Annotated in this window: 19 protein-coding genes; 14 read left to right on the top strand and 5 right to left on the bottom strand. The window is 59.0% G+C overall.

Annotated elements, in window-relative coordinates; translation table 11 throughout:
• Nucleotides 1–44: 44 nt before the first annotated feature.
• Nucleotides 45–1,607 (top strand): L-piperidine-6-carboxylate dehydrogenase, encoded by a 1,563-nt coding sequence (amaB, locus tag PH547_RS16560; RefSeq protein WP_104826070.1) that lies wholly within the window; start codon nt 45–47, stop codon nt 1,605–1,607.
• A 9-nt stretch (nt 1,608–1,616) separates the two neighbouring features.
• Nucleotides 1,617–2,855 (top strand): pyridoxal phosphate-dependent aminotransferase, encoded by a 1,239-nt coding sequence (locus PH547_RS16555; protein WP_104826071.1) that lies wholly within the window; start codon nt 1,617–1,619, stop codon nt 2,853–2,855.
• A 60-nt stretch (nt 2,856–2,915) separates the two neighbouring features.
• On the opposite strand, the gene PH547_RS16550 is transcribed toward PH547_RS16555, so the two are convergent.
• The 3 genes from PH547_RS16550 to PH547_RS16540 form a co-directional block, all read right to left on the bottom strand.
• Complete coding sequence (locus PH547_RS16550) at nt 2,916–3,242, bottom strand: hypothetical protein (protein WP_285168880.1); 327 nt, start codon at nt 3,240–3,242, stop codon at nt 2,916–2,918.
• The gene (locus tag PH547_RS16545) at nt 3,239–5,533 is read right to left on the bottom strand and encodes an FdhF/YdeP family oxidoreductase (protein ID WP_285168879.1); all 2,295 of its coding nucleotides are present in this window, start codon (nt 5,531–5,533) and stop codon (nt 3,239–3,241) included. The genes PH547_RS16550 and PH547_RS16545 overlap by 4 nt, the downstream gene beginning before the upstream one ends.
• A gap of 126 nt (nt 5,534–5,659) precedes the next feature.
• On the bottom strand, nt 5,660–6,847 hold the full coding sequence (locus tag PH547_RS16540) for an MFS transporter (RefSeq protein ID WP_285168878.1): 1,188 nt from the start codon (nt 6,845–6,847) through the stop codon (nt 5,660–5,662).
• A gap of 354 nt (nt 6,848–7,201) precedes the next feature.
• On the opposite strand from PH547_RS16540, the gene PH547_RS16535 reads away from it, so the two are divergent.
• Nucleotides 7,202–8,317, top strand: a complete 1,116-nt coding sequence (locus PH547_RS16535) for an AraC family transcriptional regulator (RefSeq protein WP_285168877.1) — start codon at nt 7,202–7,204, stop codon at nt 8,315–8,317.
• 105 nt (nt 8,318–8,422) lie between these two features.
• Here the strand turns inward: PH547_RS16535 and PH547_RS16530 are convergent, their stop codons facing one another.
• Nucleotides 8,423–8,701, bottom strand: coding sequence for a hypothetical protein (locus tag PH547_RS16530; RefSeq protein WP_104826074.1), 279 nt, complete (start codon nt 8,699–8,701; stop codon nt 8,423–8,425).
• Between the two features lie 388 nt (nt 8,702–9,089).
• Between PH547_RS16530 and PH547_RS16525 the strand changes: the two genes are divergently transcribed.
• The 11 genes from PH547_RS16525 (at nt 9,090) to PH547_RS16475 (ending at nt 24,171) form a co-directional block, all read left to right on the top strand.
• Nucleotides 9,090–9,398: an MliC family protein gene (locus PH547_RS16525; RefSeq protein ID WP_285168876.1), complete on the top strand. Its 309-nt coding sequence runs from the start codon at nt 9,090–9,092 to the stop codon at nt 9,396–9,398.
• 75 nt (nt 9,399–9,473) lie between these two features.
• Entirely contained in the window at nt 9,474–10,391 is a 918-nt protein-coding gene (locus PH547_RS16520) for a lysophospholipid acyltransferase family protein (RefSeq protein WP_285168875.1), read from the top strand.
• 122 nt (nt 10,392–10,513) lie between these two features.
• Nucleotides 10,514–12,757: a methyl-accepting chemotaxis protein gene (locus PH547_RS16515; RefSeq protein ID WP_285168874.1), complete on the top strand. Its 2,244-nt coding sequence runs from the start codon at nt 10,514–10,516 to the stop codon at nt 12,755–12,757.
• Nucleotides 12,758–13,577: 820 nt separating this feature from the next.
• Nucleotides 13,578–14,612 (top strand): amino acid ABC transporter substrate-binding protein, encoded by a 1,035-nt coding sequence (locus PH547_RS16510; protein WP_260304648.1) that lies wholly within the window; start codon nt 13,578–13,580, stop codon nt 14,610–14,612.
• Nucleotides 14,613–14,695: 83 nt separating this feature from the next.
• Nucleotides 14,696–15,826, top strand: a complete 1,131-nt coding sequence (locus PH547_RS16505) for an ABC transporter permease subunit (RefSeq protein WP_285168872.1) — start codon at nt 14,696–14,698, stop codon at nt 15,824–15,826.
• A 2-nt stretch (nt 15,827–15,828) separates the two neighbouring features.
• Nucleotides 15,829–16,923 carry an amino acid ABC transporter permease gene (locus PH547_RS16500; RefSeq protein ID WP_285168871.1) on the top strand — a complete coding sequence of 365 codons (1,095 nt, stop codon included), beginning with the start codon at nt 15,829–15,831 and terminating at the stop codon, nt 16,921–16,923.
• 28 nt (nt 16,924–16,951) lie between these two features.
• The gene (locus PH547_RS16495) at nt 16,952–19,099 is read left to right on the top strand and encodes a N,N-dimethylformamidase beta subunit family domain-containing protein (RefSeq protein WP_285168870.1); all 2,148 of its coding nucleotides are present in this window, start codon (nt 16,952–16,954) and stop codon (nt 19,097–19,099) included.
• A gap of 121 nt (nt 19,100–19,220) precedes the next feature.
• Nucleotides 19,221–20,603 carry an aspartate aminotransferase family protein gene (locus tag PH547_RS16490; protein ID WP_285168869.1) on the top strand — a complete coding sequence of 461 codons (1,383 nt, stop codon included), beginning with the start codon at nt 19,221–19,223 and terminating at the stop codon, nt 20,601–20,603.
• Between the two features lie 63 nt (nt 20,604–20,666).
• Entirely contained in the window at nt 20,667–21,419 is a 753-nt protein-coding gene (locus tag PH547_RS16485; RefSeq protein WP_260304652.1) for an amino acid ABC transporter ATP-binding protein, read from the top strand.
• Between the two features lie 25 nt (nt 21,420–21,444).
• Nucleotides 21,445–22,992, top strand: a complete 1,548-nt coding sequence (betC, locus tag PH547_RS16480) for a choline-sulfatase (RefSeq protein WP_285168868.1) — start codon at nt 21,445–21,447, stop codon at nt 22,990–22,992.
• Between the two features lie 144 nt (nt 22,993–23,136).
• Nucleotides 23,137–24,171 (top strand): proline racemase family protein, encoded by a 1,035-nt coding sequence (locus tag PH547_RS16475; protein WP_285168867.1) that lies wholly within the window; start codon nt 23,137–23,139, stop codon nt 24,169–24,171.
• A gap of 77 nt (nt 24,172–24,248) precedes the next feature.
• Here PH547_RS16475 and PH547_RS16470 read toward each other — a convergent pair whose 3' ends face one another.
• Nucleotides 24,249–24,899 (bottom strand): TetR/AcrR family transcriptional regulator, encoded by a 651-nt coding sequence (locus tag PH547_RS16470; protein ID WP_285168866.1) that lies wholly within the window; start codon nt 24,897–24,899, stop codon nt 24,249–24,251.
• Between the last annotated feature and the right edge of the window lie 301 nt (nt 24,900–25,200).

Raw genomic sequence — 25,200 nt, 5'->3', positions numbered from 1 at the left:
GCGCAACAATACAGTTTCAATGTAAAAGAGAAAAAGGGAAGCAAATGTCGACAGCTCTCGCTCACCAGACAGCCGGCACATCCATTCAGTCGCTGCAGGCCGAAACACACCAGCTCTTGAGTGAACTCGGCGTCACCCCCCAGGCCTATGCGGATGGTGAAATCTGTGCTCGCACGCCCATCACCGGCGAGCCCCTTGGCAATGTCAAGAATATCCCGGTCAGCGAAGCATCCGCCCGCGTCGCCAAAGCCCATGAGGCCTTCCTCGCTTGGCGGAATGTGCCGGCTCCCAAGAGGGGCGAGCTCATTCGACTTCTCGGCGAGGAGTTGCGGGCCAACAAGCAGGCACTCGGACGTCTGGTTTCCATCGAGGTCGGCAAGATCACATCCGAAGGTCTGGGCGAAGTCCAGGAGATGATCGATATCTGCGACTTTGCCGTCGGTCTCTCCCGTCAGCTATACGGCCTGACGATCGCCACGGAACGCGCCGATCACCGGATGATGGAAACCTGGCATCCGCTCGGGGTGATCGGTATCATTACCGCCTTCAACTTTCCCGTTGCCGTCTGGGCGTGGAACGCGGCACTCGCGCTCGTCTGCGGCAATAGCGTCGTCTGGAAGCCCTCTGAAAAGACAATGCTGACTGCGCTCGCGACTGAGGCAATCTTCAACCGGGCGCTCGAACGCTTCAAGGCTGAAGGGGGAGAAGCCCCCGAAGGACTCGCGCAGATTCTCGTCGGTAACCGCGAGGTCGGCGAGATACTCGTGGACGATCACCGGGTTCCGCTGGTGTCCGCGACGGGTTCCACCGCCATGGGGCGGGCCGTCGGCCCCAAGCTTGCCAATCGCTTCGCGCGGGCAATTCTCGAACTCGGCGGCAACAATGCCGCCATCGTTACTCCCACCGCCGATCTGGATCTGACGCTGCGCGGCGTCGCGTTTGCGGCAATGGGAACGGCGGGGCAGCGCTGCACGAGCCTCCGGCGCCTTTTTGTGCACGAGAACGTATACGACCAGCTCGTCGATCGGCTGAAGAAGGCATACTCCTCCGTCACGGTCGGCAACCCGCTGGATGGCAATCTCGTGGGACCGCTCATCGACAAGGCCGCCTTCGATGCCATGCAGGCCGCGCTTCAATCCGCCAAGAATCTGGGCGGCGAGGTATCGGGCGGAGTGCGGCACGATGTCGGCCAGGAAAACGCATATTACGTTCGGCCTGCCCTCGTCGAAATGCCGCGGCAGGAAGGGCCGGTCGAGAACGAGACCTTCGCACCCATCCTCTACGTCATGAAGTACCGCGACTTCGATGAGGTCTTGAAGCTTCACAACGCCGTCCCACAAGGACTTTCCTCGTCGATCTTCACCAATGACATGCGCGAGGCGGAACTCTTCATCTCGGCACGCGGATCGGACTGCGGTATCGCCAACGTCAACATCGGTCCTTCCGGCGCCGAAATCGGTGGTGCTTTCGGTGGCGAAAAGGAAACCGGTGGCGGCCGCGAATCCGGATCGGATGCGTGGAAGGCCTACATGCGCAGGGCTACCAACACCATCAATTATGGCCGCACCTTGCCACTCGCCCAGGGTGTCAAGTTCGACGTCGAGTGAGAGGCCGCGATGAACAGCGTAGCTCAGGCCACAAGCTTCAGGCCCTCGGACCGGCTGTCGCAGATCGGTGTGTCGGAAATCCTCAAAATAACGGGGCTCTCGAACGAACTTAAGCGCCAAGGCCGCGACGTGATCGTCCTTGGCGCCGGCGAGCCCGACTTCGACACGCCGGAAAACATCAAGGAGGCGGCGGTCCGGGCGATCGCCGCCGGCCAGACCAAATATACGGCTCTCGACGGGACAGCCGAACTCAAAGCTGCGATACGTCACAAATTCAAGACCGAGAATGGCCTGGAATTTGAGCAGAGCGAGATCACGGTCGCGGCCGGTGCGAAACAAGTGATCTATAACGCGATGATGGCCACGCTCGATCCGGGCGATGAGGTGATCATTCCTACGCCGTTTTGGGTGACCTACGCTGATATAGTGATCATTGCTGGCGGCAAGCCAGTTCTTGTTCCATGCAAGGAAGAGAACGGGTTTCGTCTTTCTCCGGAAGACCTCGAAGCAGCCATCACGCCGAAGACCCGCTGGCTGATGCTCAACTCGCCGTCAAACCCGTCTGGTGCGGCCTACTCCGAGGCCCAATATCGTCCGATCCTCGACGTTTTGTTGAAGCATCCGCAGGTGTGGCTGATGGTCGACGATATGTATGAGCACATCGTTTACGGCGACTTTCGGTTCGTTACGCCGGCGGCGATCAAGCCAGAGCTTAGAAACCGCACGCTCACTATCAACGGTGTCTCCAAGGCCTATGCAATGACCGGCTGGCGGATCGGATATGCAGGCGGCCCCGCGGCGCTCATCAAGTCCATGGCGGTGGTCCAGAGCCAGTCGACGTCCTGCCCATCCTCGATCAGTCAAGCCGCTGCCGTTGAAGCTTTGACCGGGCCGCAGGACATCCTCCTTCAGCGTCGCAAGTCCTTCGAGGAGCGCCGTGACCTGGTCGTGAAGGCTCTAAACAATATCGAAGGCATCACCTGCCGGGTTCCGGAAGGCGCATTCTATACATTCTCGAGCATCGCCGGGCTTATCGGTCGAAAGACGCCGGAGGGACGAGTGGTCGAAAGCGATTCCGTTTTCGCTGACTACCTCCTTCGAAGCGCAGAGGTGGCGGTCGTTCCGGGTTCGGCATTCGGTCTCGCCCCATATTTCCGCATATCCTATGCGACCTCGCTTGCGGAACTCGAAGACGCTTGCAAACGAATTGGCGCTGCCGTCGCGAAACTTCGACCTGAAGGCCGGTAACTCCATACCGAACCTTCAGACAGGTCTCCGGTCCTTCTGGCTGCCGCACGACGACGGCCGTCAGGCCTTCTCCGAGATCCGGATGCGGCACGCCGATGATAGCATCGCGCGGCCATTCGCTGTCAGATGAAAATGACTGCGAAGGGTGCGGGGGTCCCGTTTGGCAATCACCAAAAACCCGCCGACTGTGTCCAAGACATTGAGCTCGCGCAGCACGAGAGCATGCTCGACACCAAGTCGCTTCGAAAACGTTCGACTGTCCGAGGCGATGTCGAGCGCACAAGCGACGAGCAGTGCGCCCTGCAGTCCGGTGAGGTGCCTGTTCACCTGAACGAGGTTTTCGACCAGATCCAAGAATACCTGCGGCTCGGTCGCGATGTCGTTCAAGATGCCTCGCGGGTCCGTAACGACACCATGATCGATTTCGACGTTGGCGTGTCGCTTTCTTCGCCGGCGCTGGCGAGCGGTACCAGAACGTTCAGCTCCGGATAATAGCCGGCGATGCTGCCACGCGGAATATCGTAGGGGACGAGCCGGAAATCCGCTGCTTTCCGCTCCACGCCGTCGCTGTATTCGCCGATGACATCCACGCGCTCGCCGCTCCCGGCGCCCAGCGCAGCCAGGTCGTCGGGGTTGATGAAAATCACCTGCCGTTCGCCATAGACCCCGCGATAGCGGTCGTCGAGACCATAGACCGTAGTGTTGTACTGGTCGTGCGAGCGGAATGTCTGAAGCGCGAAGCGTCCGCCGCCTTTGCGCGCCCGTTGATGGACGGTTTCCTCCGGCAGGCTGCCGGAAGAGAAGGTCGCCTTGCCGGCTGTCGTATTCCACTCGCGATGCGCCGCACTGTTGCGCAGATGAAAGCCGCGTGGCTTGCGCAGACGCTCGTTGTAGCGCTCAAAACCGGGAATCGTCGCCTCGATGTGGTCGCGGATACGATCGTAGTCGTTGGCGAGCCGATCCCAGTCGACATGCGCGTCGCCGACGGTCGCGGCGGCAATGCCGGCGATGATGGCGACTTCCGAGAGCAGGTGCGGCGACGCAGGGCGATTGATGCCGGCCGAGCCATGAACCATGCTCATGGAATCCTCGACGCTTATGAGCTGGGACTGCCCGTCCGCGTTCAGATCCATTTCCGTGCGCCCCAGGCAGGGCAGAATGAAAGCGATTTCGCCCGGCATCAAATGCGAATGGTTCGGTTTGGTCGCGATATGAACCGTAAGCTTCAGGTGACGGAGTGCCTTCTCCACCAGCGCGCTATCGGGCGTCGCCCGGGCGAAATTGCCGCCGAGGCCGATGAACGCCTGCGCCGATCCGTCGAGCATTGCGCCGATCGCCGCCAGGACATTGTGTCCGTGTTCCCGCGGTACCGCGAAGCCGAACTCCTTCTCCAGGGCAGCAAGAAAATCCTCCGGCGGCTTTTCGTTGATGCCGACGGTGCGGTCGCCTTGAACATTGGAATGGCCGCGCACCGGGCAAAGACCGGCACCGGGTTTGCCGATATTGCCGCGCAGGAACATGAAATTGGCGATTTCGCGGATCGTCGCGACGGAATGCACATGTTGCGTCACACCCATCGCCCAGGTGCAAATGACGCGTTCGGCATTGATGTAGACGGCCGCGGCCTGCTCGATCTCTGCGCGGCTCAGACCGGATTGGTCCTCGATGTCGGCCCAGCTCGTTGCCTCCACCGCGGCGCGATAGTCTGCGAAGCCGGCGGCATGCTCGGCCAGAAAGGCCTGATCCAGAATCGACGGTAGGCCGGCGGCGATTGCCGCATCGTCGGCCGCAAACACGGCCTTGCTCATGCCGCGCACGGCAGCCATGTCGCCGCCGAGTTGCGGTTGAAAATAATGGCTGGCAATCTCGGTCGATCCGCCGCGCAGCATCTCCACCTTGTCCTGCGGATCGGAAAAGCGCTCCAAGCCCTTCTCGCGGACCGGGTTGAACACGACGACCCGGGCGCCGCGCATTGCGGCGCGTCGGAGATCGCCGAGCATGCGCGGATGGTTGGTGCCCGGATTCTGCCCGATCACGAAGATTGCGTCCGCTTCTTCGAAATCTTCGAGAAGCACCGTTCCCTTGCCGACACCGATCGCCTGCTTTAAGGCGACGCCACTCGCCTCGTGGCACATGTTGGAGCAATCGGGAAAATTGTTGGTGCCATAGAGCCGCACGAAGAGCTGATAGAGGAAGGCTGCCTCGTTGCTCGCACGCCCCGACGTATAGAATTCGGCGCGATTGGGGTTGTCGAGGCCTTTCAGCACCGAGCCGATTTCGGCAAAAGCTTCCTCCCAGGCCACCGGCAGATAGCGGTCGCTTGCCGCATCGTACCGCATCGGATGAGTCAGGCGGCCGTTCAGTTCAAGCTCATAGTCGCTGAGGCGCCGCAGCTCCGAAACGGTATGGGCGGCGAAGAAAGTAGGGTTTGCACGCTTCTCCGTCGCCTCCCATGCCACCGCTTTGACGCCGTTCTCGCAAAATTCGAACGAGGAACCGTGTTCTGGATCGCCCCAGGCGCAACCCGGGCAATCGAAACCATCAGGTTGATTGGCGCGCAGCATCGCGCGTGCACCCGAAAGCGGCGCTCCGCTTTGCAACAGTCGCTTGCCGCAGCTCTTCAGCGCGCCCCAACCGCCGGCCGCCGATGACTTTTTTCCAATAAAATCAGTGCTCATGACGCATCTATTTGCTGCGGCGCAGCAAAGGTCAAGATTACTTACCTAATGGCTTGATAGAATTTTCCTATCGGTGATCGCAAGCGTGCTTCTGGGGTTCGACAACCACATCGCACATTCGCGCCTTCAAGGCTCGGATGCTGTCAACACTCTTGACTGGCGTGCGCCTAACAACAGGACGACAGCGGCAAAGAGAGCGACCAAGGAAGCAACGTGGAGCACGGTTCGAAAGCCGTAGGCCTGTGCGATGATCCCCACCGCCGGGCCTGCGAGCACGCCGCTAATCATCAGCGTATTCCAGTAAATTGCGGTGGCACGCGCCGGACGGCCTTCGGCGTAGGACTGCACAAAACTGATGCCAAGACTCGCATAGAGCCCGTAGTAGAGCCCCTCCATTGCCGCACCGGCCACCATTTGCGGAAAAGTCTGGACCGACGCCAGAACCTGGATGGCGACAACGGCTAGCAGCGTCGTGGCCATCAAGGGCTTGCGAATCCCAAACCGGGCCATCAGAAACGGAGTTGAAAAAATCGCGATTACTTCGACGAACGTTTTTACGGTGAAGGCCGTCCCGGGTGCATAGCCGGGCAGCCCGACCTCCTGCACGTAGAAAAGAGGCAAGGTCGAAAACGTCAGGGAGTGTGCGGACGACAGGCAGAACACAAATGTTGCAGCCAGCCAAAGTCCGGGATTTGCGTTACCGCCCTCACGGTTTTCCGGGACGCTTTCCTTGGGCTTGGCCGTAGCATTTTGTGGCTTCACACACCACCAAAGCGCCAACCAGACGAGTCCGAGCAAGACGCAGCATCGGAAGACCGCGGCCTTGCCGAATTGATCTGCGACGAGAAAGGAGACCGCCGGTCCGACCATCCAGGCCGTGGATGTCGTGGCACGCATGAAGGCGTTAAGCCGGCGATTTTCGATCTGGTGCTTCGCGGCCAAACCGCCGCCAAGGCTGAACATCGTCGATACGGCGCTGGTGCTCACCCCGAACCCGATCACGCCGAAGGTCAGCACCGTCCAGAGAGACGGAACGATTGACAAAGAAAGGTTCGCCGAGAGGTAGCCGGCCAAGGCGATCCCGATCAGCGGAAAGGCATTTTTTCCACGGTCGATACGACCGGCAAACTGACGATTGATAGCAATCGCCAAACACGACAGGGCGCCCGCATAGATGCTGATCGTCCACGGGGGCTGTTTCAGACCTTCGACGATGAAGAAGCCCATGAATGGCGCGATCATCGCGTTGCAGACTGTTCCCACGAACAACAGGAGCAGAAAGGGAAGCAGAGCTTTTAAATGAGGGTGAGCCATGAGGACCAATGCGAGCTGGTGGGACGCTCTGCATCGCACGGCTTAAAGTTCTAGGCAATCGCGATGCTTCGGCAGCTTTCGCCTATCCGTAAATCAAATGGCTGAGCTCCAATTATTTGCGAGGATCGGCGATGAGGTAAGGTTCGGACATGCGTTGCTTGCTGTCATCGCAACTGTTTCTTATGGCGTTATACGTTCGATTTCTGACTGACATTCGCCGGCTTAAGTCTGACAGCAGTATTGGTTCCGTCCGGCCGCACTGAATTATCGATATTCGAATGGGCTCAGGATGCTGACAATCCTTGTTCCCGCTGGGTTTTTTATTCCATTGCTATTCAGCCCCCGAGAGGCGAAATGAGTGTTGAAGCCGCGCCCGATACAGACGGGCAGCCATTGTTGTTTGATATCGCCGCTTTTGACTCACCGCAGCAGGGATTCGAGCGGTTATGTGAGCTGATTGTCGACATCTGCGACGCAACGATGCTGGGCGAGCCGGAGAATTTCCGCTTCGCCGCCAGTACGTTGCATCTTGGCAGCGCGTTGTTGCTGGAAAGTCGGTCGAGCGCCTTGCGCTATAACAGGACGCCTGAGCACGTCGCGCGGGGCCTCGACCATTTTCAGCTCGTCATGTATCTCGGCGGTGGCGCTGAATTCATCGCTGGCGAACACACCTTTCTGCAGCGAGCGGGCGATGTCTCGCTGATCAATATGAGCAAACCCCTCCTGACGCGGGAGATTCCGGGGGATGACGGCGTCGTCCAGGTTTTGAGCTTCATGCTTCCTCGGCCCCTGCTTGCGCCTCTGTTCGCTGCGATCGAAAACGTTCCGACGATCGTCGTTGCAAGGCGCGAGGCGGCTTTTGGAACGTTGATCGGCGAACATATGCTGACGCTGCGGCGTTGCGCGACTCAACTCACGCAGGCGGAGCGCCAAGCAGCGGCGCAATCGCTGGCGCAACTCGCGGCCGGTGGCATGGAGTGGCGCGCCGACAACGCCGACCCTCTGCCACGCTTATCGCAGGAAGCGCTGCGAACCCGGATCAAACGGCATATCGAGGAGAATCTCGGCACGGACTCGCTCGACGTGCCGAACCTTTGCCGCCGCTTCGCCTTGTCGCGCGCAAGCCTCTATCGCCTGTTCGCACCGCAGAGCCCGGCGAGCTACATTCAGCAGCGCCGGCTGCATCGCGCCTTCGCCATCCTCGTTACGCCAGCGTTCCGCCCTTGGCGGGTCATCGACGTCGCCATCGAATGCCAGTTCAGCTCGGACGCGACCTTCATCCGCGCCTTTCGTCGCGAGTTTGGCATCACGCCCGGCGAGGCGCGAGAGCGCTCGCTGCGGACCTCCAACGCGCCTCGCGACGATCACCCGGCCGAGCCGCATCCCGATGCCGAATCGGCGCGCTGGGTGGCTCAGCTCACGGGCGCCATGCCGCAACTTTCGACGCTTCGCGGCGACCGCAAGCCGTAGCGGGCGGACAGACGGGCCAATTGCCTCCGCAATAATTCGAAGCACGAATCCAACAAAAAGGCGCCCGAGCGGGCGCCTTCAAAAGGTGGTTTCCGGCGCGCGCGATCAGTTGGCGGCACCCATACCGGCCTGCACCTCGACGATCGCCTGATTGACCAGGTCAATCGCGTTGAGACGGTGGCCCCCCTTGTTGGTCGCGCCCTTCTGCAGCGATGATTTCGCCGCAAGCAGCGAGCTGAGTGCCGACTGCATATAGGGCTGATTGGCGCCCCATTGGGCTTCGGCATGGCTCGGTTGCAGGACGATCACCGCGCTCGAAGCAAAGGCCATTCCAAGGCAAAAGGCGATCGCCGTACGGCGCGGCAATAAAGATAAAGATTTCATCAACGACTCCATTAAATCTAAATTTCGTGGCGAGAGATCAATCACTTACGTCGCGCAAGATACGTGGGCGGGAATGAAGGGCAATCGCTGGAGCGCATATTTGTGAGGCCAGCAACGAAATTGATACGCTTAGAAAACTTCGCTGAGACGCTTGGCAAATACTTGATGTATTATCGCTCAACCGAAGGCCGGCGATGCGCGTATTTACCCAAGAAGGTTTTAATATCGTCGGGCTGAGCCGCCTTCCCTCGGCGCTTCGCGGCGAACGGAAACATTAGCCGTTCGCCTAGAAGAATGAGACGGCGTGCAAGGCGCGATGGGACATACGGCAAAGCCGCCGCTCCCATCTTCCGCTAGCGTCCATGCTTTCCAACGCAAGGAGATCAGCGTGAACAGGATCGGCATGGCAATGTTTGGAGCGCTAGGCGCAATGTTTTTGCTAAGCGCGGCCCCTGCTTTCGCGGAGGACCAGGTCGGTCTGTTTTATCGTTGCGACGACGGCACGGCCTTGACGGCAAGCTTCCTGAATTCAAGCAACGAGGCCCTCATCACGACAGACGGGCGCAGCTACCGCTTGCCGCAGGCGAGATCCGGTTCAGGCGCGCGCTACACGGATGGCAGCGTGGTTTTCTGGATCAAGGGCAGAGACGCGCAACTGGAAGCGCCCGGTCGATCGACCAACTGCCACACGCGATAAGTTCAAGCATCAATCGAGAAGCTGAAATCACCGCGCCTCTGCGAAGCTGCGGGGCATTTGACATGGGTTGAACACATGACCGCAAGCCTGCTTTCCTACGCCAACGACAAGGATCATTTCGCTAAGCGCATGGCCATTCGTGGCATCGAAACTGCACTTGGCCGCCGCGCGGTGGAAAAAGTCTTTGAACGCTGGCGCGTCGATGTTCACGGTGTTTCTCAACATCCGTTCGGTCGCATACTGGAAATGTATGGCATCGACTTCCGCATCAAGGGCGAGTGGCCGCTGCGTGAGATACCCGATGGCCCGATCGTGATGGTCGCCAATCATCCCTTCGGCGTGGCCGATGGCATGGCGCTCGGCGCCATTGCCGAACATTTCGGCCGGCCTTATCGGGTAATCGTCAACGAGCGCATGATGAAGGTGCCGGAATTTCGGCCTTATATCCTGCCGATCTCTTTCGATGAGACTGCCGAGGCGATGGAGGTTAATCTCTCCACCCGCAATGAGGCGATCAGGCTGCTGCGCGACGGCGTCACGATCGGCATTTTCCCCTCCGGCGGCGTGGCAACAGCGCCGCGCGGCTTCGGGCCGGCCGAGGAACTACCGTGGAAGATGTTCCTGGCGAAACTCATTCAGATGGGCAAGGCGAATGTGCTGCCGATCTTTATCGAAGGGCAGAACAGCCTGCTTTTTCAAATGATGAGCCGCGTATCGCCGACGGTGCGCCTGGCACTGCTGTTCAACGAATTCCACCGCCTGTCGCAGCGATCCATCACCGCTCGCGTCGATTGCCTGATGCCCTGGAGCGAGCTTGCCGCCATCCGCGATCGCAAGGCCGTCATGGATCATATCCAGGAAAGGGTTATCGCCATGCGGCCCTATGACCGGCGGCGCCTGTCTCCGGCTGCGCTGCGGGCCCAGCAACAACACTGGCTCTGGCGTGAAGGCGGCATCAGCATCGGATCGGAGATAACTGGCATTTCCAAGTGAAAGCCATAGTGCCGGGAGGTCACGACGGCGCCTCGCGATATCTAACGACATTATGTCGACATTTATGCAAATTTAACCTCATTGGTAGCAGTATTTGGCATTGCTTGCTGGGGGTTACAAAAATGTGGGCTGTTTTAGCGGCGAAATTCAATTGGACGATCAGTAGAAAGATCCCGGTGTTGATGGTCGGGGTTACCGTGCTAGCCTGCGGCACCGTGGCTGGTTACGCGGGCCTGACGTCATTCTCGACCGCTAGAAGCCTGATCGGAACTCACCTGGAATATGTTGCCAGTACCAAGCGGAATATACTGGCAACCAAGCTGGATATGTCCAAGCTCGATATCGAGGGTCTGGCCGTCAATCCGGCGCTGGTGAAATCATTCGACAACATGATTACCGGCTACAAGATCCTGCCGCAGGAACAGGCAGTCGCCTTGTCCAAACTCAAGGCCTCAGGCGAAGATCTCAAGGGCGGCGCCACGCCGAAGGCGCAATTCTATCTGGATGCCTACAAGCAGATCGACGTCTGGCTGAAATCCCTGGGTTCCGAGCATGGCTACTCCAACATTCTGCTCATCAACGCAAAAGGGGAACTTATATACAGCACCGGGACGGATCCGCTCGGCGCGGTTGCGCCCGATAGCCCGATCGCTCAAGCCGTACGACTATCTCAGGGCCAGCGGCGGGCGGTGATGACGGATTTCTCCCCGCCGTCGAAAGAAGGACCGGGTTTGGCCTTTTTTGCGATCGGGGTCGCCAACGCGATGATCCCCGACGAGCGTGGGGGCACGCTGGTCGTCGCCATCGGCACGAATGTCATCGATGCGATCATGCATGACAGCGCCGGCTTCAGCGCGCAGGGCGAAGCGCTTGTCGCAGGAAGCGACGGCCTGGCGCGCTCGACATCGCGTTTCTCCGGAACCAGCAATGCGTCGTTGGAGGTCGACAAGAGCTTGCTCGCCCCGAAAGCCTCGTTCAGCGTCTATCGCGATCAGGAAGTCCTCGCAGCGTCTGAGCCGCTGTCATGGGGTGGACAGAACTGGTCGGTTATTGCGGTCGAGCCGACGACGGCGGTCTTTGCGCCGGCAGTAGACATGCTGTGGAAAATCCTCGCCATCACTGCGGCGACAGCGCTTTTCACGCTGTTGCTGGCCGTTGTCGCATCCCGCTCCATTTCCGGGCCGATCGTCCGGCTGGTGGCGGAAATGAAAAGGCTGGCCTCCGGGGACACCAGCGGTGATGTGGAAGGAACGACCCGCACTGACGAGGTCGGGGACATGTCCCGAGCGGTTCTCGTCTTCAAGGACAATGCCGTTGCCAAGAGGGTTGCAGAAGAGGACGCGCGAAGAACCGAAGCCGAGGCGGAAAGCGAACGCAAGGTCATGGAGGCCGATCGGCTTGACAGGTCTCGTATTCAGGCCGGTGTCGTCGCTGAAATCGGCAGCAGCCTGTCCGCCCTTGCCAACGGCACTTTATCCCACAAGATCGCTATGAAATTCCCGGCGGACTATCAGCAACTGAAGGATGACTTCAATGAAGCGGTGACGCAGCTCAGTCATACCGTGCTGACCGTTTCTACGCAGGCAAAGTCGATTTCTTCGATTGCCGATGAGATGAGCGGCGCGATGGACACGCTTGCCACGCGAACGGAGCATCAAGCCATCGTTCTCGAAGGCGCCGTCAACACGCTGCACGCGGTCTCCACGGACGTCAATCGAACCGCCGAGGCGGCTAACAAGGCCAATACAATCGTTGCCGAGGCGCACTCGGCCGCCTCCTCTTCCGACGAGATCGTGTCCCAGGCGATTGCCGGCATGGGCCAAATCGAGGATTCCTCGCGGCAGATCGCCAGCATCGTCAACGTTATCGACGAAATTGCTTTCCAGACCAACCTTCTGGCATTGAATGCCGGTGTGGAGGCCTCGCGCGCCGGTGACGCCGGAAAGGGTTTTGCCGTCGTCGCTTCAGAAGTTCGCGCGCTGGCGCAGCGCTCCGCCGACGCCGCGAAGGAGATCAAGGAATTGATCAATACCTCGTCGCGGCGTGTCGAGCGGGGAACTCAGCTTGTCAGTTCCACCGGCGAACTGCTGAAGACAATCGCCGGCCAAATCGATCTCATCAAGTCGGTCGTCTCGAATATCGCCTCGACTGCATCCAATCAGGCGACGCATCTCGGCGCATTCGGTGCGACGATCAAGGAAATCGACATGTCGACGCAACAGACGGCGGCAATGGCGGAGGAATCGACGGCAGCTTGCAGGTCCTTGGCGGAGGAAGCGACCCATCTGCTGCATCTTATCAGCCAGTTCGATCTCGATGAGAATGCCGTGCAGGCCGAGCAAGCCGCTCGTGCCAAGGTCGCTTAATTGCCATCTCTGAGGATGTGCATGCGCCGAAGATAGCCGGCCACGAAGAAGCCGGGGACAAGCCTCGGCGCGAAAGGCATCCGGATGCTTTGCCGGCAGCTCGGAAAATCCTTTGATCTCGTATTTGCGGCCGTTCCGCGGGCGGCGGCATTTTCCGCCCATTTAACGGGCTCGTCGAACATCGGGCCGCGCCCGTGTAGGCCGCACTCATACGCAACTTTTATCTAGGCGCCCGCCGGCGGAAGCTATGGTCTGAGGCCAAGCCTTCGCCTGTTTGGATGCGGCTGCGCGTCGAAAAACGGCGCCGCAGCGGCGAAAATCAAAAATAAGGCTTGACTATGTCGACGGGTAGTCGACAATATAATCCAGTCGACATGCAGCCGACAGAAATTGAACGAGATCCAGCAGACCGAGGACGGGTTCAACTTTTTGCTTGACTTTGTCGACATTAGAACGACTAATTATAAAGTCGACATTAGAACGACAATTGATTGGCCGAAGATGCCAACGGGTGGGAACTGCGCTTAGCGCGCTAAAAATAGGGTGAGGCGATGAAATCGAGCACTGGGGGAATGCGTTTCCCGCTGCCAATGCCTGTCGATCAAAAGTCGAAAGGCGACGCTTTCTTTAGCTCTGTGATGACCTTGTTTTTGCGTCGCAGACGAGCCGTGTGGCCACTTTCTTAAAGCTGACGACTTTCGTTCGACCGTGCCATCCCACGGTTCGAACTGAATGAATGGGTCGCTTACGGGCTTAAGCCCCCGCGACGCGTCCCGGGCAATTGAAAATCAAGGTCACATCCAACAGAGGACTGAAGGTAATGAAGAATATCTTGAAACTAGCCGTCGCCTTGGCGTCATTGACTGCAGCGGGTACTCAGATCGCTGCTGCAGCCCCTGGCGATACGTTGAAGGCCGTTCAGGGGCGCGGCTATGTCAATTGCACGTCGAGCGATGGCAACTTCGAAGGCTTCGCGGAAGTCGATGCCCAAGGCAAATGGCATGGCCTGGATATCGATTATTGCCGCGCTGTCGCGACCGCGATCTTTGGTTCTGATGACAAACTCAAACTCATCCCCGTGAGCTGGGCCCAGCGCTTTCCGGCGCTTCAGTCCGGCGATCTCGATCTCGTCATCAAGGCGAGCGGCTGGTTGATGAGCCGCGACACCGAACTTGGCCTTCAATTCAGCATGCCCTACTTCATTGGCGTCACAACGTTCCTGGCCCACAAGGACCTGAACGCAAAGTCGATGGCTGACCTGCAGGGTGGGACCGTATGCCTCGCCGGCGGCACGAGCACGGAAAAGCTCATCAGCGACTACATCAAGCAGAACAAATACGACGTCAAAATCGTAACCTTCGAAAAGAACACAGAGGCAGCGGCCGCTTATTTTGCGAACCGTTGCGACTCCTATGCCGAATGGGGCCCTATCGTCGCCGCTACTCGTGCGACTTCGGCCGACCCTGACAATCACGTCATTCTGTCCGATTCCATTTCGCTGGAGCCGGAAGCTGTCGTGATGCGCCAGGGGGATGACTCTTGGGTGGACCTCGTCAACTGGGTCATCGCCGTTCAGCGCATCGCCGAAGAAAACGGCGTCAACAGCACCAACGTCGACCAGATGAAGGCCAATCCTCCGAATACGGTCGTCGGCAAACTGCTCGGCGCCACACCTGGCATTGGCACCCGTCTCGGCCTCAAGGATGACTGGGCCTACAATGTCATCCAGAAGCTCGGCAATGCCGAGGAAATGTACAACCGCAACTTCGGCACGGAATCCCGCTACAAGTTGCCGCGCGCTTTGAACTCGCCCTGGAACAAGGGCGGCGTGTTCTTCGCTCCGGTTCTCGACTGATCGCACGAATGTCCCGCCGGCCAAGGTCGGCGGGACATAGGCCTATGACAAAATCCCAACATGCCCTTGGGGGGATCGCAGTGATGACCACATTGATCGGAAACCGCAGATACCGCAATGTCGCCTTGCAGCTAGCATTTGTCACGACAATCGCTGCAATCGTGATTGTGGGTGTCGTGACGACGCGGCATAACCTGCAGGTGCAGGGGGTCTCCATGGGATGGGACTTCCTGAACTATACCACGGGATCGACCATCTCCTTCAGCCTGATTGATTACGACATCAACTCGACGTTCGCGCGGGCGCTTCTGGTCGGTTTCGTCAATACGATTTTTCTGGGCGTCATTTCCGTTTCCCTGGCGGTGATACTCGGCACGATCATCGGCACGGCGCGCCTGTCCAGGCATAAGCTCGTCAATTTGATAGCAGCGTCCTATGTTCAGGTCTTCCGGAATATTCCGCTGATATTGCAGGCATTTTTCTGGTATTCCCTGATCACCCATCTGCCTTCGCCCCGTTCGGCGATCGCTTTGCCCGGCGGTATTTATATTGCCAATCGCGGCATTTCCTTCCCCTGGCTGAACGTGGAGCCCTGGCATGTGGTCTTCGCGGCGGCTGCTTTGGCGGCTGGACTCATGCTGACCGTCCGCTCCCTCCGGCGTTCGGCACGTTCAGCCGCTTTTCTTTGGCTCGCAGGCGGCGTGGCTTGTGCCGCCGTTGCCATAATCTTCGGCCGGCTCGACGGTTTGCCGTTGGTCGATATACCGCACGTCCAAGGACTTCGTCTTGCGGGAGGTGTCATGATGGTACCGGAGCTCAGCGCCGCCATCGTTGCCATTTCGCTGTTTGGCGCATCCTATGTCGCGGAAATCGTCCGTGCCGGCTTTCTGGCAATTCCAATCGGACTGACGGAAGCCGGGCAGGCCCTTGGCCTGCGCAACTGGCATATTTTCTGGCGCATCCGGCTGCCTCTGATGATCCGCAAAATACTGCCGACCATGACCAACCAGATCATCTGGCTGATGAAAGCCACAACGATCGGCATAGCGATCGGCTTCTCGGATTACTTCGGTGTCATCGCCAATTCGATCAATCACTCCGGGCAGACCCTGACGCTGATCTTCCTGCTCATCATCGGGTTCTGGGCAATCAACATGTCCATCGCCTTTGTCATGAACACCATCAATCGTGCAATCGCACTGCCGGGGCGTTAGAAATGAAAGCGGAAACCACATTGACCGCCATCGATCTGTCGTCAACACCGTCGGGCAGGTGGATTGCTGACCTTCGACGCGACTATTTTTCGACACCGGGCCAAGCCTTGGTGACACTCGTTTGCCTGACGCTGGTTGGAATTTTGGTCTGGTCATTCGTCAGTTGGGCCTTCCTTCATTCCGTTTGGACTGGAACGCCCGAGGACTGCCACAAGGCCAGCGGCGCATGTTGGGCTGTTGTCACCGACCGCTATCGTCTCATCCTGTTCGGTCTCTACCCATATGAGGAGCAATGGCGCTCTGCCTTGGCTTGTCTTGCTATCCTGGCAACCGTCATTCTCTCCTGTATTCCCCTGTTCTGGTCGGCAAAGCTGCTGCCTGTCATCTGGCTCGTTGGATACGGCACCTTCTATTATTTGATGAGGGGCGGGATCCTCGGCTTGCCGGTCGTCCTTGAGACGCAGTGGGGTGGCCTGGCGCTCACGACATTCGTCTTCTCTTCCACCGTCGTGATCGGCATGCCGCTGGCAATCATCCTGGCATTGCTCCGCAGATCGAAATTGCCGGTGATTTCGTCGGTAACCGCACTCTTCATCGATGGCGTGCGTTCGCTGCCGCTGCTGTCCATTCTTTTCACGGCTGCCATTATCCTTCCCTTTGCGCTGCCGAGCTTCCTGGTTGGGGATAAGCTTTACCGGGTCATTCTCGGCGCAGCGGTTTTCTTTGCTGTCTATCAGGCGGAAATCATCCGAAGCGGCATCCAGTCTCTGCCGACTGGCCAGGAGGAAGCAGCCGTCGCGCTTGGCCTGAACTATTGGCAGACAATTTCGCGGATTATCCTGCCGCAGGCATTCCGCCTTGCATTGCCGCCGACGATCAACCAAGTCGTTATCGCGTTCATGGAAACGTCGCTCATCGTCATCCTCGGCTTCTTCGAGGTCACGGCATCGGGCAATGCATCCTTTTCGGCGGGCGGCTGGAACACGTTCTATGCGGAGGTCTATTTCTTCGTCGCGCTGATTTACTTCACCTTCACCTTCTCGCTCTCGCGATACGGCGCCTATCTGGAGCGATCGCTCAAGACATCGTCGCGTTGATGGTGCATAGGAGCATGGAGCACGCGCGATGCTGATCGGCTATACGGACAGATATTCGGCGCGGGCTGGCGAGACCATTGAGGTCAAGGTTTCGAGCAGCTTCCGCTGCGATTATCGGGCCGATCTGGTCCGCCTCTATTCGGCGGATCCGAACCCAAAAGGGCCGGGCATGGATGCACGTCCTGTACCCGCAGCCTTCGAGGGAACATATCCCTCCGTTGAGAAATCCGCTTACCCGGGCTCCTACGCCCTGATACCGCTTGCCGGGCTGGACGATATTCGCGGCGCCACGGTCTCGATCCGGTTCCAGCCGCGGCTGGAGAAGGATCGCCCGCAAACGATGCTTTCGCTGAAGGCCGCCAATGGTCGAGCGGTTTCCGTCAGCATCGAAGCGGATGGTCCGACCGTCGATTTCGACGGCACTGTTACACCCGTCGCCCGTCGGCTCGAACTCGGCGTCTGGTATGAATTACGGCTCGGTTTGACGGCTGCCGACGTCAGGCTGGCCTTTTATGTGGTCGCCACGGGAGAGCGGATTGCTCATGCCTCTGTGGCCCGGCCCGACAATGACGGGATATTCGTCGAGCTGTCGCTCGCGGCCCGGAGGAGAGGGGATGACGCCTCCTTTATGGCGCACTTCTTCAATGGGCGGCTCGAAAACCCTGCGATCACCCGTGGTCTTCATTTGCCGGACGCCCTCGGGCCGCTTCCGGCGGATGACGGCGCGGTCCTCGCCTCCTGGGATTTCGCGCAGGGCATCCCCACCGACACGATCCGGGATCGGGGGCCGAAATCGCTCGACGGCAAGCTGGTAAATCTGCCCGCCCGTGCAGTGCGAGGATCGCGGTGGACCGGCGCGGAGATGTGCTGGCGGCATGCGCCGGACGAATATGCCGCCATTCATTTCCATGAAGACGACCTGCATGATTGCGGCTGGGAAACAGATTTCCGCTTCGATATTCCCTCTGATCTCCAAAGCGGCGTCTACGGGATAAGGCTCCGCTGCGAAGGGGCTGAAGACATCATTCCGTTTTTTGTCCGTCCCGCTGCTGGCGGCAAAAATGCGAAGATCGCCGTTCTCTTTTCTACATTCACCTACCAAGCCTATTGCAACTATCCGAGGACGAATTACGGCCCGGCCTATATCGCTCGGCGCGAGGCCTGGGGCGGCTATCCGCATCATCCGGCCCAATTTCCCCAGTTCGGGCGTTCGCTCTATGACGTGCATCCCGACGATAGTGGGGTGATGTTCAGTTCAGCCCTGCGGCCACAGCTTTTGATGCGGCCCGGCTTCTTCGCCTATCTGGACGACAAAGGATCGGGGCTGCGGCATTTTCCGGCCGATATGCACCTCATTGCGTGGTGCGCGGCAAAAGACATCGCGGTCGACGTGGTGACGGATCACGATCTCGACGCGGAGGGCGTCGCAGCACTGGCCGGTTACGATCTGGTGCTGACGGTGAGCCATCCGGAATACCATACCGGCCGCTCGCTCGACGCGATCCAGGATTTCATCCGGGATGGCGGCAATTTCGGCTATCTCGGCGGCAACGGCTTCTATTGGCGCGTCGCAACGAGCGCGGCGTTTCCCGGCGCGATCGAAATGCGCCGCTGCGAAAGCGGCGTCAGAATGTGGCAAGCCGAGACCGGAGAATTTTACCATGCCTTCGACGGGCAGTATGGCGGCCTCTGGCTGAAGAACGACCGCCCGCCCCAGAGGCTCGTCGGCATCGGAATGTCGGCACAGGGTCCGTTCGACGCCTCGTACTATCGCCGCACCGCTGTCTCCCGCACTCCGAACTTCGCCTGGCTGTTCGAGGGCATCGAGGAGGAGATTATCGGCGACTTCGGTTTTTCCGGCGGCGGCGCAGCGGGTTTCGAACTGGATTGCGTTGATCCCTCCCTCGGCACACCGGCCGAAACCGTCGTGCTCGCATCGTCCGAGGGGCACTCGGCCGAATACAGTTGCGTGCCGGAAAAGATCTGGAACCCGGACGTCCATACGCGCGAATGGCAGGCGGAGCAGATCAGAGCAGATCTTTGTTTCGTGCCGATGAAAGGGGGAAACTTCGTGTTTTCAACCGGGTCGATCATGTTCTGCGGAAGCCTGCCCGCGAATGGATACGACAACAACGTCTCACGGCTTCTGGAGAATCTCGTGCGGCGTTGCCTGTAGCCAGTTTCGAGGCGTGATCCGCCTCGTAATCGTCGGCACGATGCCGACAGCCGTTTGACGAACCGCCGGTCTCACCCCGTACTCGTCCGAAGCCGCTCGAAAGTTCGGCAAAAATGAGGATATGATGAGCCTTTCAAATTCGATCAAGGACAAGGACCTCGCGTCCCACCTGCATCCGTTCACCAATCTGGCCCGCCACCAGGACGTCGGGCCTTTCGTGATCGAGCGGGGCGAAGGCATCTACGTGTTCGACGATCAGGGGCGCCGATACATCGAAGCCATGTCGGGGCTGTGGAGTGCCGGTCTGGGGTTCGGCGAGAAGCGGCTGGTTCATGCTGCGACACGGCAATTGGAGAAATTGCCCTACTATCACAGCTTCACACACAAGGCGCACGCACCTGCCATCGAATTGGCGTCAAAACTTGCGGAGCTTGCCCCTGGCGATCTCAACCATGTGCATTTCACCAATTCCGGTTCGGAAGCGAATGACACCGTCGTCAAGATGGTCTGGTACATCAACAATGCTCTCGGGCGGCCCCAGAAAAAGAAATTCCTGGCGCGCCAGCATGGCTATCACGGATCGACGGTGGCCTCCGCGAGCCTGACGGGTCTACCGGCAAGCCACCGGGATTTCGATCTCCCGGCAATACCTGTTCGGCATCTCACCGCGCCTTACTTTTATCGCTTCGGGCTTCCTGGCGAAACCGAAATGGAGTTCTCCGCGCGGTTGGCGCGGCAACTCGAGGATACGATCCTCGCCGAGGGGCCGGAGACGATCGCCGCTTTCATCGGCGAACCTCTGATCGCTGCCGGCGGGGTCATTCCCGCACCGACAGGTTATTGGAGCTATGTTCAAGATATCTGCCGGCGTTACGACATCCTCCTCGTCGCGGATGAGATCATCACGGCTTTCGGTCGCCTCGGCACCATGTTCGGTTCGGAATATTATGGCTTCCAGCCGGACATAATGGTGCTATCCAAACAATTGACGTCCTCCTACCAGCCACTGGCGGCAATCGTAATCTCCGATGCGCTGAACGAGGTGCTTGTCGAAAACAGCGGCAAGATTGGCACTTTCGCCCACGGCTTCACGACGACGGGACATCCCGTCGCCACGGCGGTCGCGCTGGAAAATATTGCCATCATCGAGGAGCGCGGCCTTGTCGCCCATGCGCGCGATCTCGGCGAGCGGCTGCAGGCCGGGTTACGGCAATTCTCCTCTCACCCATTGGTAGGGGATGTTCGCGGAGCCGGCCTTGTCGGCGGTGTCGAGCTGGTCGCCGACAAGCACACAAAGGCAGCTTTTGAGCGCCGCGGCGATCTCGGCGCTTATGTTTTCCGACGTGCCCACGAGCACGGGCTGATCATTAGAAGCATCTACGACACCATTGCTTTCTGTCCGCCGCTGATCACGACGGACGAACAGCTCGATGTGCTTCTGGACGCCTTTTCGAGAACGCTCGACAACGCCGCAAAGTGGGTCGAGACGGAAGGGCTGAAGTGACGAACCGAAATCATGGAGCTGGCGACTCCACACCTCGCCATCAAGCAGAGAAAGGGAGCAAATATGAACAGCAAGCAGCCGTCGACGGCCGTTGAGGTCGTCAATCTTGGGAAATCCTATGGAAGCTACCAAGTGCTTTTCGATGTGAACCTCAAGGTGGCGAGGGGGGAGAAGATCGTCATCTGCGGGCCTTCCGGTTCCGGCAAGTCGACCTTGATCCGGTGCTTGAACAAGCTGGAGGATCATCAGTCCGGTACCATCCGTGTTCTCGGCACCGAATTGAACGACGATATCGAGAACATCAATGAGATCCGCCGCGAGGTCGGCATGGTCTTCCAGCACTTCAACCTGTTTCCCCACCTGACTGTGCTCGAGAACTGCATCCTTGCACCCATGCTGGTCCGCAAGCAGGACCGCAAGACGGCGGAAGCGCAGGCGATGACCTATCTCGAGCGGGTCAAGATTCCGCAAAAGGCCGGCGCCTATCCGGGCGAATTGTCCGGTGGCCAGCAGCAGCGCGTCGCGATTGCGCGGGCGCTCTGCATGAAGCCGGAGATCATGTTGTTCGATGAGCCGACATCGGCACTCGATCCTGAGATGATTTCCGAAGTGCTCGACGTGATGGCCGAGCTCGCCCAAGGCGGCATGACCATGTTGTGCGTCACGCACGAAATGGGCTTTGCCCGCAAGGTCGCGGACCGCGTGGTCTTCATGGACAAGGGCAGCATCGTCGAAGAGGCGTCGCCCTCCGAGTTCTTCGACAATCCGAAGCACGAGCGTTCGAAAGCCTTTCTCAGCCAGATTCTGGGGCATTGAGGAGATACGAAGGAGCGCAGCCAGCATGAAACCGAACATCCTCCTGGTGATGTGCGATCAATTGACGGCGATCGCGCTCTCCACCTATGGCAATACCGTCTGCAAGACGCCCAACCTCGACGCCCTTGCCGCGCAGGGCTCGGTGTTCGAGAACGCCTATTGCAACTATCCGCTTTGTGCGCCTTCGCGTTTTGCGCTGATGAGCGGAAGGCTACCATCGCGGATCGGTGCGTACGATAATGCCGCCGAGTTCCCCGCCGCGGTTCCCACCGTCGCGCATTACCTGCGGGACGCCGGCTACTACACCTGCATTTCGGGGAAGATGCATTTCGTTGGGCCAGATCAGCATCACGGCTATGAAGATCGTCTGACCACGGAAATCTATCCCGCCGATTTCAGTTGGGTGCCGCCAAAAACCTACGACGAGCTTGAGGACGAGGAGACAGTCGCGAAGGGTAAGGTGCCATTCGGGGTTTCCAGTGTCGAAACCATTGCCGACGCGGCGCCACTCGCGCGCTCACAGCAGATCGACTACGATGACGAGGTGGCGCGGCGGGCCACCCAACATATTTACGACTGGCGGCGATATGGCGATGGCCGTCCGCTGTTCATGACGGTTTCCTTTACCCAGCCGCACGACCCCTATGTCATCACGAGGGAATTCTGGGACCTCTATTCGGACGAGGGTATTGATCCGCCACGAACGCCGAAGATTGCGCTGGAGGATATGGACCCCCATAGCCGATCTCTTTACTTCCACTACAGCCTCGACAAATTCGATGTGACGGATGAGGTCTATCGCCGGGCGCGGCGGGGCTACTACGGCATGATCAGCTATGTCGACCGCAAGCTCGGCGAGTTGCGTCAGACGCTTGATGATGCCGGCATGGCCGACGACACCGTGATCATCTTCACCTCCGACCATGGCGATATGATCGGCGAGCGTGGGCTTTGGTTCAAGAAGAACCTGTTCGAACCGGCGATCCGGGTGCCCCTGATCATCTTCCGTCCGGGCGCCAAACAGCTTTCGCGGATCTCGGCGCCAGTGTCGCTGATCGATCTTCTGCCGACATTCGTGGACATCGCGACTGGCTCGACCGAGGCCATCATCACCGAACATGAGGGAAGCAGCCTGCTGCCGTTGCTCGACCGGGACCAGCCGGGTCGCATCGCCATGGCCGAACATATCGATGGCGGCACGAAAGCGCCGCGCGTCATGCTGAGGTGTGGGGCGCAGAAGATTGTCGTGTCCGAAGCCTATCCAACGCAGTTCTATGACTTATCTGTCGATCCCTGCGAAATGCGCAATCTGGCGGACGAGCCTTCAAGGCAAGCCGATGTGGCCCGGCTCATGGATATAGTCCGACAGACATGGGACCTCGGCCGCTTGCGCGAGGACGTCATGCGAAGCCAACGCGTCCGTCAATTCGTGAACCGGGCGATGCAGAAGGGCAAAGCGCGGGAATGGGAGCATTATCCGGAGCCCATCCGGGAGCACACTAAATTCGTTCGCACGGGCGAACGCTTCCCCGATGTCGAGCGGCGCTCTTATTTGCCCTATGGCGACTACTGACATGTTCACCGAGCCCATGAACTCGACCAGTTGCTCGGCGCTTGCCGTTTCGGAACCGCGCGGCTTGTGGGACCGCATGCGCCAGCACCAGCCAGACCATACCAAAAGGGGCGGACGACGTTCGCCCACAGCAGAGAGGCAGAAATGAAATTTGATCGGAAACTTGAACTCCTCCTGGTTCATTGCCAGGGGGAGATTGGAAATGTCCTGGTCGCGGGCGCGCCGGATATTCCTGGGGCGACCATGCTCGATAAAATGAATTACATCAACTCGGTGGATGACAGCCTTCGCCGTTTCGTGACATTCGAGCCCCGCGCCAATGTCGCGATGACGGTCAATCTTCTTTTCCCGCCAACCCGTCCGGACGCCGATGCCGGCTTTATCGTGCTCCAGGCCGACCGCGCCCATCCGATGTCGGGGAGCAACAGCATATGTGTCGTCACCGCGCTTCTCGAAAGCGGTCGTGTGCCGATGGTGGAGCCGGAGACCATTGTCAGGCTCGACACGCCCGCAGGACTGATCACTGCAAGAGCAAGGTGCGAGAAGGGCCGATGCGTGTCGGTCAGCATCGATAATGTCCCGAGCTTTGCCGAAAAGCTGGATCAGGAAATCGACACGCCGAAATGGGGGCGTATCAAAATCGATATTTCGTTTGGGGGCGTCTATTACGGCCTGGTCGATGTGGAGCAGATCGGCTTGACCATTGCGCCCGAAAACGCGCGCGCACTAGCGGAGGCCGGTATCGAGCTCAAGGCATTGTTGGCCGAGCAGGTGAGTGTCAAGCATCCGACGCTGCCAGGGATCGATGAGATCGCCTACGTCATGTTCCGCAGTCGTGAGCCGGACGGCGCAATTCGTACATGCACAACGCTCAAGCCGGGCCGCGTCGACCGATCGCCCTGCGGCACGGGCAGTTCGGCGAATCTCGCAACCCTTCACGCCCGTGGACTGGTTTCCGTTGGCGAGACGCGGATTTCCCGCTCGATCATCGGCGGTGAATTCCGTGTCGAAGCGATCGGCGAGACAGAGATTGGCGGGAAGAAGGCCGTCGTGCCGCGGATTTCCGGGCGGGGTTTCGTCTACGGGAGCCAAATTCTGCGCCTGTCCGAAGACGATCCTATTGCGAAGGGGTTCGCGCTTTCCGACACATGGGGGCCTCAAGTCGGCCTGCTAGGCTGAGCCCGCTCGTCAGATCCATCCGTGCGCCGGACATTTCCGTCTACCGACGGGAGTATCCGGCGTATTGTTTCGGAGCGCTATTTTCGAAGGTAGGAAAGCACCATTTCAACCGCCTGCTTACGCTGGCGCGCAATGGTCTGGTTACTGCTTAGGTCTTCCTCGAGCACGATCGAGAGCGTGTGGATGTTCGAGAAGTAAAAATAACCCAGCGCCGAGATCGAAATATAGAGATGCTTCAGATCAATGTTCGACCGAAACAGCCCCTTATCCTGTCCCTTGCGAATGATCTCGTCCAGTTTGTTTAGCAATGGGGTATAGAGCGACTTGATGCTCACCGCCTGTTTCAGGAAGCGCGCGTTTTGCACATTCTCATGGGTCAGCATGCGCACGATCCGGGGATTCTTGGCGAAGGTGTCAAATGTCGACTCGGTAAGCCTTCGCATCGACTCGATCGGATCGAGATCATCGAGCTCGATTTCGTGCTGTGACGCCCTGAGCTTCTCGTAGGTGTCCGAGAGGCTGGCGATATAAAGCTCTTCCTTGCTGTTGAAATACTTATAGATCAGGCTCTTGTTGGTTTGCGATTGCTCTGCGATCGCATCGATGCGGGCGCCATCAAAGCCGCGCTCCGTGAACTCGTCGATGGCAGTATCGATAATTCGCTGCCTGGTCACGAGCGGGTTGCGGATTCTCTTTTTCTTGGGCGCTTCGTTTGCTGGCATGTGCATTCTGATATCCGCTCGATATTCTGACTGGCCCGAACTGAACAATCGCCGTTGCGTACTCGTTCACGCCTGCCGCGGGGCAAGGACCTTTCGTAGCCCAAAGAGACCCACTTCGCAAATCGCATAAATCCGCGTTCCCGCGCCGACGGAGCGGGGCAATCAAGCCATTGATATTGATGAGAAATTTCTGCGTCAACCCCGCAATTGGCCATTGACTGGCCTCTTAAAACGGGCTAGCTGTCTCCTTAATAAACTAAATAGTTCTATAGCGAATGGCGATCGGCCAGTCAATCGGTAGCAGCGG

The sequence above is a fragment of the Rhizobium cerradonense genome, from assembly GCF_030182455.1.
Classification (GTDB): domain Bacteria; phylum Pseudomonadota; class Alphaproteobacteria; order Rhizobiales; family Rhizobiaceae; genus Rhizobium.
This window is presented reverse-complemented; position numbering and strand designations above follow the sequence as displayed.